Genomic DNA, 11,445 nt, shown 5'->3' on the forward strand with positions numbered 1-11,445 from the left:
ACCACCAGCCACAAAGTATGTAGTATTTAGAACAAAATAACCATGAAACGTATTATTGTACCTATTGACTTTTCACGCTATTCAGAAAACGCCTTTTATAGCGCTGCGAAAATCGCAAGTAAAGGTGATGCCACGATTACTTGTTTGAACGTAATTCAGTCTGATCTGGATTGGGCAAATCTCTCGGAATCAGAGAAGATTAAAAACCAAGAAATAATAGACTTGGAAGCTGAGGCCAAGGATAAATTAAAAGCATTTGTATCTACTCATAAAATCAAAAATACTCCTGTAGAAGCTGTAGTGGAAGTAGGTGTTCCTTATCAGGTCCTTGTTGATATAGCTCTAAAGCAAAATGCTGATTTAATTGTTATCGGTGCTTACGGCAAAAACCGGGAGCCCGGAAAATTTGTAGGATCTACTACCCAAAAAGTTTTTAGGAATGCCCATTGCCCAGTTTTGGCAGTTAAAAACATTGTAGATGGTAGGGCCATGAAAAAACTGGTTTTTGCTTCTCTTTTTAATAAAAGTAGCAAACCGGCATTTATTAAGTTAAAACCTTTTATTAAAAGCATTCGAACGGTTGTTTATTTTCTTTTTGTCAATACCCCGAAAAATTTTCTGGACACAGGCAAAGCAGAAAAACGTATGAGCGAATACGCATATGGTCAGGAAGAACTATTAATCCATCGTGATATCTACAACCATGAAGAAGTTGAAAAAGGGATAATCGCCTTTGCAGAAAAAGAAAAAGCCGGGATTATCGCCATCGCTTCTAACCTTCGAAAATCCAATTCAGCATACCAAATTGGAGTTACTGATACCGTATTGTATAAATCAGAGATCCCAGTATTGAGCGTAAAATTCGAGTAGTTAAAGTCACCAAACCTCAATCCGATTTATTCTCACTAAGTTTCAACTTAATTGGTTCAACAAAAAGATTTCATCGTTTTATTAAACTTATAGAACTTAATTTGAACAATGCTTTATCAGATAATAAGGTAGCAAGGCAAAGTTTTAATCATCATTGTCGGCCTTCTTAATAAAAAACACCGGTTCCAAACCCTCTACCCTTCTGTACATTTTCAAATATCCTATCAAGATTTTGTTAAATGTACTTTAACCGTTAATTTTTAGGCTTGCAATCGATTGCCTATAAATTATATTTTTATAAGATAATGTTTATCTTTACGTCCCTTGTATACTTTAGTAGCTTAAAGGAAAATTGGAATTCACAATAAAAATAACCTATATCATGAACAAACAAATTTTAAGTTTCTTTGTCTTGTCTATTTTCTTCATGGCCTCTTGTGGGCAAAAGACGGCAGAAACGGAAGACGGATGGACAAATTTATTTGACGGAGAAACCTTAAATGGCTGGCACCAGCTGGATGGGGTTGCCGAATTTGAAGTAGTAGACGGAGTAATCGTCGGTACTTCTGTCCCAAACACACCGAATTCTTTTCTAGTAACTGACAAGACTTACGGGGATTTTATATTAGAATTAGACATCCGAGTGGATGATGAATCAAGCAACTCAGGAGTAATGGCAAGAGGTCAATACAATCCGGATGCGAACGATGGCGCAGGTAGAGTTTTTGGTTACCAAGTAGAATGTGACCCAAAAGAAAGGGCTTGGTCTGGCGGTGTTTATGACGAAGCCAGAAGAGGTTGGTTATATCCATTGACTTATAACCCTGAAGCAAGAAGTGCTTTTAAATTAGGTGAGTTCAATACTTATAGAATTGAGTTTATTGGAAATACGCTTAAGACCTGGGTGAACGGACAAGAAGTTGCCTATTTGGTAGATGATATGGACGCCACCGGTTTCATTGCTTTACAGGTTCACGGAATAGGTAAAAACCCGGAGAATGCAGGTAAAAAGACTTACTTTAGAAATATCCGTATACAAACTGAGAATCTAACGCCCACACCTTTTGAAAATGAAATATTTGTGGTCAGTACCATTGACAACACTTTAACTTCTTACGAGAAGGAGAATGGATGGAAACTGCTTTTTGACGGCAAAACCAGCAATGGATGGAGAAGTGCCAAAGCAGAGAATTTCCCTGAAAAAGGTTGGACAATCAATGATGGCGTACTTACGATAGAAGCTTCTGACGGTGAAGAATCTGCCAATGCAGGCGACATAGTTACCGAAGACCAATACAGTGCATTTGATTTGGCTTTTGATTTCAAGATTACTGAAGGTGCCAACAGTGGTGTAAAATATTTTGTAACACTAAATGAAAACAATACTGGATCTGCAATTGGTTTAGAATACCAGGTACTTGATGATGAGAGACACCCTGATGCCAAAAAAGGCAAGGATGGCAACCGGACATTGGCTTCCTTGTATGACTTAATTAAGGCTGACAAACAATCCCGCTTTGTACGTCCAATTGGGGAATGGAACAAAGGACGTCTGATTGTATATCCTGACAACAAAGTTGAGCATTACATCAATGGACTTAAAGTGGTTGAATACACCAGGGGATCTGATGAGTTCAGGGCCTTGGTTGCTGAAAGTAAATATGCCAAATGGGATAATTTTGGAGAAGCTGAACAAGGGCATATACTCCTTCAAGATCATGGTAATGAAGTTCACTACAAAAACATTAAACTTAAGGAATTAAAGTAAAATAATTCCTAAAAAAAGGTAGGCCGATCGGCTTACCTTTTTTTTATCCAATCCTTACGGATTGTAACCTGATTGCCTGATTCTTTATTTGGGTATTGCTAAACGTATCATTTTATAGATAAATTTCACCCCATGGATTTCCTTACTGCTTTAAGAAAATGTTTCACTTTTTTATAGGGATCCCCCGGCCCTAAAGTTTCAATGGGTAAGTAACCATTGTAATCACTCCTCTTGATAATTTTCATCAACCGTTTTAAATCCACAGGTTTTTGCTCTCCAAAATGATTAATATTTTCTTTGATCTGCCAATTGACAGCATGGTGAATATTTTCGCTTATTTCATCATAAGGGTCTTTTAATGAATAACTCCCCACATCCAGTACCAAACCAAACCACTCTTCATTCACATTCTCCATGATATAATTCACTTGATCAGCGGACTGTATGAAATCATTGTGATTTTGCATGGCCACTATCACCCCATTCTCAGCTCCAAACGCAGCACATTCCTGCATTGCTTCAATCACTCCATCAGCTAACTTTTTCCATTCGCCCCCCTGAGCCTTCGCCTTCCCTGCAAAAACACGCAGTACCGGAGCTCCCATTTTTGAAGCCGCCAAAATCCAGTCTTTTACATGCTGAATTTCTTTTTTCCTTTGCACCACATTTTCTAAAGTGAAATCGTTTCTAACCCCTGTACCACTTATATCCAAACCTTTGTAGTGTGCTTTTTTCTTGATATTATAAAGCTCCCTATCCTCAGGAACCTCAGGGTAAGCCTTAATATAGTAGGCTGTTAAATCAATGGCAGGAATGGCATTTTCTGCGCAGAAATTAAACAACCCATCAAGGGAAAGAGTCTTGTCTCTCAAAAACGCGTTGAAAGAATAGGCATTTAAACTAAGCTTAATATTTTTATCTTCCACCATAGGGGATACAGCCTTTGATGCAAAACCAAATAAAGGTAAAGCTGTCAACCCTAAGCCTTTTTTCAAAAAACTTCTTCTTGGTTTTTGGCTCATATTTATTAAATGATTAAATTATAAACTATTGACAAAATTAATTTTAACATTATTTTTTATCGTTAATGAAAACAAAAATAGACTATACAATCGTTTAATCTTCAAGATAACCAACAAAAAAGGAACCTCATGGATATACAGGCAATTTTTATTTATGCAATCGATTGGCTAAATCACTCAAAAGTCTGGAATAAGCAAAAATAAATTTTTAATATTACTATTAGATTAAAAGAATAGATAATGCAAGACACAGTAAAACCTTCTAATAACACTTTCCTAACTGATGATTTTCTTCTAAAAAATGATTTTTCCAAAAGGTTATATCATGATTATGCGAAGAAAATGCCAATCATTGATTACCATTGTCACCTTTCTCCCAAAGACATCGCTTTGGATCGACAGTTCAACAATATGTCTACGATCTGGTTAGAGGGAGACCATTATAAATGGCGCGCCATGAGAACATTAGGTGTCGATGAAAAATACATCACAGGAGACTCCAGTGACCAGGAAAAATTTGAAAATTGGGCAAAAATTGTTCCTCAGACAATGAGAAACCCTTTGTATCACTGGACTCATCTTGAATTGAAAGGTTATTTTGGTGTAGAGAAACTGCTAAATGAAAGTTCGGCCTCAGAAATCTATAACACTACTACCGATCTTCTGCAACAAAAAGAATTCAGCACCAGAGGCTTATTATCAAAAATGAACGTGGAAGTAGTATGTACAACGGATGACCCAATTGACAGCCTTGAATACCATCAAATGGCCAAAGCTGAAAATATCTCAATAAAATTACTTCCTACATTCAGACCGGATAAAGCTTATGCGGTAGAAAACCCCAGCGCATACATTGCCTACCTGGAAAAGTTAGCAAATGCTAGCAGCCTGACCATCGAAACCTATGAAGATCTTTTGGCGGCTTTAGAAAATCGCGTCGCATATTTCCATGAAAATGGAGGTAGACTATCAGACCATGGACTTGAGCAATTGTATTTTTTTGACAATGAAAAATATTCGATAGACACCTTATTTTCCACCATCAAGAAAGGTGAAAATCTCCAACCTGACGAAATAAGGTATTTCAAATTTAAAACCCTCACAGCGCTTAGCAAGATGTACCATGCCAAAAGCTGGACCCAACAATATCACCTTGGCGCTCTCCGGAACACCAACGAAAGAATGCTCAGAATACTAGGCCCTGACACCGGATTTGATTCCATTGGAGATTTTTCACAAAGTGTAGCTTTGGCCAAATTTCTTAATAATCTGGATAGTACAGATCAATTGTCAAAAACCATTTTATACAACCTTAATCCGGCAGACAATGAAGTAATGGCCACCATGGTTGGGAATTTTAATGATGGCTCTATCAAAGGCAAAGTTCAGTTTGGCTCCGGATGGTGGTACCTGGACCAAAAAGATGGCATGGAAAAACAAATCAACACCCTATCAAATATGGGAATCCTCAGTTGCTTTGTAGGCATGCTTACAGATAGCAGAAGCTTTTTATCCTTCCCACGACATGAGTACTTCAGAAGAATCCTTTGTAACCTAATTGGCCAAGATGTAAGCAATGGCGAGCTACCTGCCGATGAAGAGTGGTTGGGAAAAATGGTTGAGGATATTTGTTACCGAAATGCCAGAAATTATTTTGGTTTCTATTAATAGCCATCAAGAGGTTTATTCAGTCCAATTTATACAATAGATTCTCTATCCAAAATCAAGGAGGAATTGAATAAATCTTCCAGTACAATTTTATTCATCCCATAAAAAAGCTCCATGCTATTCACTTAGCATGGAGCTTTTTATTTGATCAGCTTTTTTTATAAATATTTAGCGGAACAACATGCCCCTAAAACACCATTAAGCATTAAGCCGCTTCTGTATTTTTACTGGGATCTTGAAAATAATGCGAAAGCCCAAAATACATTACTACCCCAAAACAAAACATGGGTACATAATAAGAAAGGCCAATGCTGCCGCTGATATCAGAAACCTGACCTTGTACAGCAGTGATTAATGCACCTCCTAATATGGCCATAATCAGTCCTGAACCACCTAGTTTGGTATCATTACCCAAACCTTCAGCAGCCAAACCATATATGGTTGGAAACATAAGTGACATGCATACAGATATTAGAACCAGTGCAATTACAGCCATCATTCCAGTTCCATAAATTACTACGAAACTCAAAAGTATGGCTAAAAGCGAAGAGAGTGCCAATAAAATTGAAGGTTTAAAAAACTTCATCAAAAAGGTGAATAGAAAACGACTACCGGCAAAAAGCACCAAAGAAATTAAATAATAATCCGAAGCCCCACTTTCCATCACATTAAGTTCAGCCATTACATACCTGATGGTAAAAGACCAAACTCCTATTTGAGCCCCTACATAAAAGAATTGTGCCATTACGCCTCTAACGTAATTCTTATTTTTCAAGAGCCTTCTAAATCCCCCAATTACCCCATCTTTTTCTGTTTCTTCAGAAGCAACAGGCATCTTTACAGCCCTGATAATAAACCAAACGACAATCAGAAACAAAGCCACTCCAACGTAGGTGCTTACCACGCCTGCAAGCTCATCTGCCTGGATGGCTTCTAGTTCTTCAGGTGCCATATTGGTCCGGTCTGTGGCCTCGGCAGTATTGAGTTTAGAGAGAATAAATACTTTACTTAGAAAAACTCCAATAACAGAACCAATGGGGTTAAATGACTGTGCCAAATTAAGCCTTTGAGTGGCTGTTTCAGGAGGTCCAATCACCAAAATATAGGGATTAGCTGCTGTTTCCAAAATAGAAAGTCCCCCGGCTAGTACATATAAGGCAAGCAAGAAGAACCCATAAGACATCATCATTCCAGCAGGATAAAATAACAGTGACCCTAAAGCAAAAAGTCCTAAGCCTAAAAGAATACCTGATTTATAAGAGTACTTTCTAATAAATATAGCTGCGGGCAAGGCCAAGCAAAAATAAGATCCATAGAAAGCCAACTGAATCCATGAGGTCTGGAAATCAGTCATGCTCATGATCCTCTTAAAAGCGGCAAGTAATGTATCAGTCATATTGTGGGCTACACCCCACAACATAAACAATCCTGTAAGCAATAGGAATGGCCAAAAATTCTTCTTTGAAATTAATTCTGCCTTGGCTGGGTTTATTGTTTGACTCATTGGTGATTTAGGTTATTTAGATTTTTAAATATTAGGGAAACATGAAATTAAGGATTTATCTTTTAATTCCTTCCAAAATGCTAAAGGCAATGAAGTTTCGGAGGCAATCAAATTTTTCTTTACCAATTCTGGTTTGTTTACACTAAGCGCAATACTTGTCACCCCCGGGATAGATAAAGAAAATTGAATGCAAGCATGAAATGGGTCCACCTTATACGCTTCACAGACTTCAAAAAACTTGTTCCTCCATTGTATCTTTTTTTGGTCTTCAACATCATCAGGGTCTAGCCTTTTGTAATCAAAAAAATCTTCTCCTGTTAAAAACCCGGATTGAAAAATGGCTGCTAGAATTATTCCAACCCCCTCATTCCTCAACAAACCTACAAAATCCATCAATTCAGGAGGATGATTGATCAAAGAAAGACTATTGGCAATCATTACATAGTCCAGTGGAACACGCTGATAAACCTCTTTGATGATTTTCCAATCTTTAGCGCCAACCCCAATCCCCTTAACTTTGCCTTGTTCTTTCAACTCCTTCATTGCTCTAATCGCTCCCAAGACATCTTCCCATAAGGCCTCCTTTTCTTCTTCAGAACTGGCTTTATCCAAAAACTCATCGGGGTCGTGAAGGGAAATCAGCTGTGGTACATAGCCCTGTAAGAGAGCATTGTCTTTCTCGAAACACTCAAGAATTCCATCGTAACTTATTTTCTGAACGGCATCATTTTTTATCCCCTTCCAAATGTTAGGCTCAAAAAGAGGTTCCGGTGTGGTAAGAGGAACTCTCTTCCAGCCAAGTTTATTGGTGATAATGACATTTTTCTTGGGTATAGCTTCTTCTACTAAAAATTCTCCCAGCACTTCCAAAGCCAAGCCGGCTCCATATTTCCCGGCAGTATCAAATACTGTAAAAGGGTGCGTTTGTTCAAATGCCTCTTTTAATATTTGCTTCTTTTCTGCTTTTGTATAGGATTTAAAGAGGTTCCCTAGAGCACTACTTCCAAAAATGATTGATGGAAATTCTAAGCCTGTTTTACCAAATGGCCTTGTATTCATTTCAAACGAGATTCTAGGACTAGCATTTTATTTTTCGTTTTTTTTAATCCCATAAAAACGATCTCTGGCAAAAGTCTCTAGATGCCTGTGTTTTTTTGACTCGTATATATCAGATATGGTAATGAGTATTCCCGTTTCTTCCACAGCTCCAAACTCATAATTCATTGCAGTCCCAAAAGTTTTCATTGTGGAAGAGAGGTTCATGTATGTATTGATCAGTGGAGGAATATTTTCTCCTAAACTTCGTACCTTGGAGTTAAGTACCTTATACCCCTCCTTGTAGGACAATCCATCAAAGGTCCCTCTAAAATTGCTTTCGTCAGTTTTATAATCCAATGAAGTAATTGGTACTATTAACTTGTCATTGTCCGGGAAATAATGATTCATAAAATAAATTAATAAATCCCTAGCCTCTGCGTTATAATGGGGATACATGGTTACTTTACCGAAAAGATATTTAACATCCGGATTGATCATTACAACCGCTCCCAAACCATCCCACAAATTGTCCAAAGAAAAAATCCCTCTCCTGTTGTCAACACTTGGCTGGTATTTAGGCTGAACGAAAGACCGGCCCAGTTCAATGGTATATGGAAGATAATCCTTAATAAAGGAATCCGAAAAATTAAAAAGATGGGCTGTGGAAAGATTCACTGAACCTTCTTCAGTATACCCCGCATCAGAACATTTAATCAACCTGTACCCTGCAATAATCTCTTCATCTAAGGGGTTCCATGCGATCAATTGATCGTAACATTTTTCGCAAGTATCATTTTCATCTATATCCAAGGGTAATCCCGTACCACCTCCGGCAGCTCGAAATGACACCTCACGTAATCGCCCAATCTCTTTCAATACATTAGGCGCATTATGTTGATTAACCAAATATATTTCATTTTCCCCATTGTTCACATATCTTAAAAATCGATCGGGTGTCAATTCCTTTTTTATGGCATCCCTTTCAATCGGGTTGATAATGTCTTGCATAAATCCTACTTGTTCTGGACAATATTGTATACTATTTTTTTAACTTCCTCTGCCCAATATCTATCCGTTTTAGAAGCATCAAAATACTTGTAAGAAATCGGTTTTCCTATATGGACAACAATTTTTTTGTTTTTTTGACCAAACATTTCGTCCGCCAAATAAAACATTTCAACATTGGCCTTTACTCCCAACCTTTTCCTAAGATTGGCCAAATTATAAAAAAATGATGAATTTCTACCTTCTATATAGATAGGAACAACATCTTTCTTATACTTCTTCGCTTTGTTGACAAAGCTTTTTTTCCATTCCAAGTCCTTGATGCCGTCCTCCTGCTTTCGGGAAACCAACCCTGCAGGAAAGATAATGACGCCATTTTCGGAGGCATAAGTAGCTTCTATAACCTCAACACCTCTTTTTCCATGCCCTCCATGCTTATTTACTGGCACAAATAATTTACCGAAATTAGGGATGTTCATCAAAACATCATTAACCAAAAACCTCAGATCCTTTCTGAATTTACCAAGCACATGCATCAGGACAATACCATCCAAACCTCCTAATGGATGATTGGAAGCAAAGATAACATTTCCGGTTATTGGTATATTGGATTCATTCTTTACTTCTATTTCCATACCGAACTCGTCTATCAAGGCATTTACAAAAGCCAATTCCCTCAATCCGGCATGCTTTTCCATAATCTCATTAATTTCTGTTTCATGAGCAATTCTTTTGATATAGGAGAGTAAAAAGCCGGGAATCCACTTTAATAAACCTGGATTTTTATTCCCAATTACTTTCTCTATCTCAATGAATTTTTTCTTTGTCACTTGAAAATATTTTTAATGATTAATTGACCAATACCCATCCCTACTGATATTCAACTGATGTACAGACCAGTAAACTTAAAATTGGTGAAAGATTTTTTGAATCAGTGCTTTTTTGAATATAAGGTACAACAAAAATACAGAAATTAATTTATCAGTTTCAATTGATTTATCAATCTAATCCTTGATTTTTCCATTCGGCACTTTTAATTGCCATTAAATTATCCTTAATTAAACCTTTAACTTTTCAATATTTAAAACAACCCAACTTAGCCCATCACAAGCCAATGAAAATCGCAATAACAGGAGCCACCTCAGGCATAGGGAAAGAAAAAGTTAAAGCCCTAGCCCCACTATGTGAACAAATGTTTCTTTTGGTAAGAGACGAAGGTAAAGCAAAAGACCTTATCCAATCCCTGCCCTCCCACCAGGAAAAAATCAGCGTGATTTATTGCGATCTTTCTGACTTAAGCTCTGTGGCAAATGCCGCCTCAACTTTATCTCATAAAACAGACCAATTGGACGTTTTAATCAATAATGCCGGGGGTATCTTTCCTGAAAAATCGATCACGACAGATGGACACGAACTCACTTTCTGTGTCAATCATCTGGGCCACTTCCTCCTCACCTACCTAACCTTACCTCTTTTAATTTCCGGCAATGGCGCAAAAATTATCAATGTTAGCTCTGAGGCCCATAAAGCGGCCAACATCAATCAGAATGATCTAGAATTAAAAAACGACTTTTCATCTTTTAAGGCTTACGCCAATGTAAAGCTATACAACCTACTCTTCACAAAATCCCTAGCAGAGAAATTCAGTGACAAAAAAATAGAGGCCTATGCCTTACACCCCGGGGTGGTCAACACCAACTTCGGTACCCAAAGCAAAGGGATATTTAAATTCCTCCTATTCTTGGCAAAACCTTTTATGATTGGTCCTAAAAAAGGAGCTCAAACCGGAATATACCTGGCTTCTGCCCAAATGCATTCCTTGAGCAATGGAGGGTATTATAAAAAAAGAAAATTGGCTAAAGCCAAAAAGGATGCCTCCTCTAAAAAGCTAAGAGACCTCCTTTGGCAATACAGTATAGCCCAAATACAGCCATTTTTGGAAAATAAATAGTCATAAAAAGACTTTCTCCCATTAACAGGATTAACACCTAGTCTTCCTTTTGTAGGCTATTCCGGTAATAATTATTCCGGAGCCTCAATGCTTATTGTTTTTGAAATAATTGACCCTGTCATAAAGTACCCCAAAACCTGCCCTTCTCCATTGACTGTCTGAATGTTCGATTCAGGATTCTCAGGAGGAGGGCTAAAAAGTCCACCATCATTAAAGAGTAATGAAACAAATTGATTCAAATAGTTATAGGCATTCTCATTCAACCGAATCAATTGAAGTTTGACTTTATCATTTTCCTCAAAAGCAAAACCGTTCAATTCAAATCCATTGTTCAATACATTAGTCCCAAAGGTGTCATCAAACAGAAAATAATCCCCTCTATCATTCAATAATGAATCATTTTTTGTAAGGAGCAAGCGGTAATAATTACCGTCTTCAAAAGGAATTTTACCATAAACTGTCAAATAATACCCCTCTTCGGAGAAAAAACTTTCTTTCTCATACACATAGGTAATGCTATCTAAAACGGGGGGCTCTTGGGTCAATCCTTCACTAATGTATTCATTTTCATCAATTATTACTTTCAGGGTATAATTGTGCCCGGGAATGGCTGATTGCC

Annotated in this window: 10 protein-coding genes; 4 read left to right on the forward strand and 6 right to left on the reverse strand. The window is 37.5% G+C overall.

Annotation, left to right across the window (positions count from 1 at the left end; genetic code table 11):
* Positions 1-42: 42 nt before the first annotated feature.
* Positions 43-870 carry a universal stress protein gene (locus AAC037_RS09460; RefSeq protein WP_339902761.1) on the forward strand — a complete coding sequence of 276 codons (828 nt, stop codon included), beginning with the start codon at positions 43-45 and terminating at the stop codon, positions 868-870.
* Between the two features lie 382 nt (positions 871-1,252).
* Positions 1,253-2,638: a DUF1080 domain-containing protein gene (locus AAC037_RS09465; protein ID WP_339902762.1), complete on the forward strand. Its 1,386-nt coding sequence runs from the start codon at positions 1,253-1,255 to the stop codon at positions 2,636-2,638.
* 125 nt (positions 2,639-2,763) lie between these two features.
* On the opposite strand, the gene AAC037_RS09470 is transcribed toward AAC037_RS09465, so the two are convergent.
* On the reverse strand, positions 2,764-3,660 hold the full coding sequence (locus AAC037_RS09470) for a sugar phosphate isomerase/epimerase family protein (RefSeq protein WP_339902763.1): 897 nt from the start codon (positions 3,658-3,660) through the stop codon (positions 2,764-2,766).
* A gap of 240 nt (positions 3,661-3,900) precedes the next feature.
* Between AAC037_RS09470 and uxaC the strand changes: the two genes are divergently transcribed.
* Positions 3,901-5,328 (forward strand): glucuronate isomerase, encoded by a 1,428-nt coding sequence (gene uxaC, locus AAC037_RS09475; protein WP_339902764.1) that lies wholly within the window; start codon positions 3,901-3,903, stop codon positions 5,326-5,328.
* 205 nt (positions 5,329-5,533) lie between these two features.
* On the opposite strand, the gene fucP is transcribed toward uxaC, so the two are convergent.
* Genes fucP through AAC037_RS09495 form a run of 4 tightly spaced genes read right to left on the reverse strand, consistent with a single transcriptional unit; the run spans position 5,534 to position 9,705 of the window.
* Positions 5,534-6,832: an L-fucose:H+ symporter permease gene (fucP, locus tag AAC037_RS09480; protein WP_339902765.1), complete on the reverse strand. Its 1,299-nt coding sequence runs from the start codon at positions 6,830-6,832 to the stop codon at positions 5,534-5,536.
* A gap of 24 nt (positions 6,833-6,856) precedes the next feature.
* Entirely contained in the window at positions 6,857-7,891 is a 1,035-nt protein-coding gene (locus AAC037_RS09485) for an aldo/keto reductase (RefSeq protein WP_339902766.1), read from the reverse strand.
* A 27-nt stretch (positions 7,892-7,918) separates the two neighbouring features.
* On the reverse strand, positions 7,919-8,878 hold the full coding sequence (locus AAC037_RS09490) for a GNAT family N-acetyltransferase (RefSeq protein WP_339902767.1): 960 nt from the start codon (positions 8,876-8,878) through the stop codon (positions 7,919-7,921).
* A 5-nt stretch (positions 8,879-8,883) separates the two neighbouring features.
* Positions 8,884-9,705, reverse strand: a complete 822-nt coding sequence (locus AAC037_RS09495) for a 1-acyl-sn-glycerol-3-phosphate acyltransferase (RefSeq protein ID WP_339902768.1) — start codon at positions 9,703-9,705, stop codon at positions 8,884-8,886.
* A 284-nt stretch (positions 9,706-9,989) separates the two neighbouring features.
* On the opposite strand from AAC037_RS09495, the gene AAC037_RS09500 reads away from it, so the two are divergent.
* Entirely contained in the window at positions 9,990-10,826 is an 837-nt protein-coding gene (locus AAC037_RS09500) for an SDR family NAD(P)-dependent oxidoreductase (RefSeq protein WP_339902769.1), read from the forward strand.
* A gap of 71 nt (positions 10,827-10,897) precedes the next feature.
* On the opposite strand, the gene AAC037_RS09505 is transcribed toward AAC037_RS09500, so the two are convergent.
* A partial coding sequence (locus AAC037_RS09505) for a DUF4249 family protein (RefSeq protein WP_339902770.1) occupies positions 10,898-11,445 on the reverse strand: 548 nt, incomplete at its 5' end.

This window comes from uncultured Cyclobacterium sp., assembly GCF_963976465.1.
Classification (GTDB): Bacteria; Bacteroidota; Bacteroidia; order Cytophagales; family Cyclobacteriaceae; genus Cyclobacterium.

Coding starts and splice junctions, on each gene's coding strand:
- AAC037_RS09460 (WP_339902761.1), top strand. CDS start 43: ATGAAACGTATTATTGTACCTATTGACTTTTCACGCTATTCAGAAAAC.
- AAC037_RS09465 (WP_339902762.1), top strand. CDS start 1,253: ATGAACAAACAAATTTTAAGTTTCTTTGTCTTGTCTATTTTCTTCATG.
- AAC037_RS09470 (WP_339902763.1), bottom strand. CDS start 3,660: ATGAGCCAAAAACCAAGAAGAAGTTTTTTGAAAAAAGGCTTAGGGTTG.
- uxaC (WP_339902764.1), top strand. CDS start 3,901: ATGCAAGACACAGTAAAACCTTCTAATAACACTTTCCTAACTGATGAT.
- fucP (WP_339902765.1), bottom strand. CDS start 6,832: ATGAGTCAAACAATAAACCCAGCCAAGGCAGAATTAATTTCAAAGAAG.
- AAC037_RS09485 (WP_339902766.1), bottom strand. CDS start 7,891: ATGAATACAAGGCCATTTGGTAAAACAGGCTTAGAATTTCCATCAATC.
- AAC037_RS09490 (WP_339902767.1), bottom strand. CDS start 8,878: ATGCAAGACATTATCAACCCGATTGAAAGGGATGCCATAAAAAAGGAA.
- AAC037_RS09500 (WP_339902769.1), top strand. CDS start 9,990: ATGAAAATCGCAATAACAGGAGCCACCTCAGGCATAGGGAAAGAAAAA.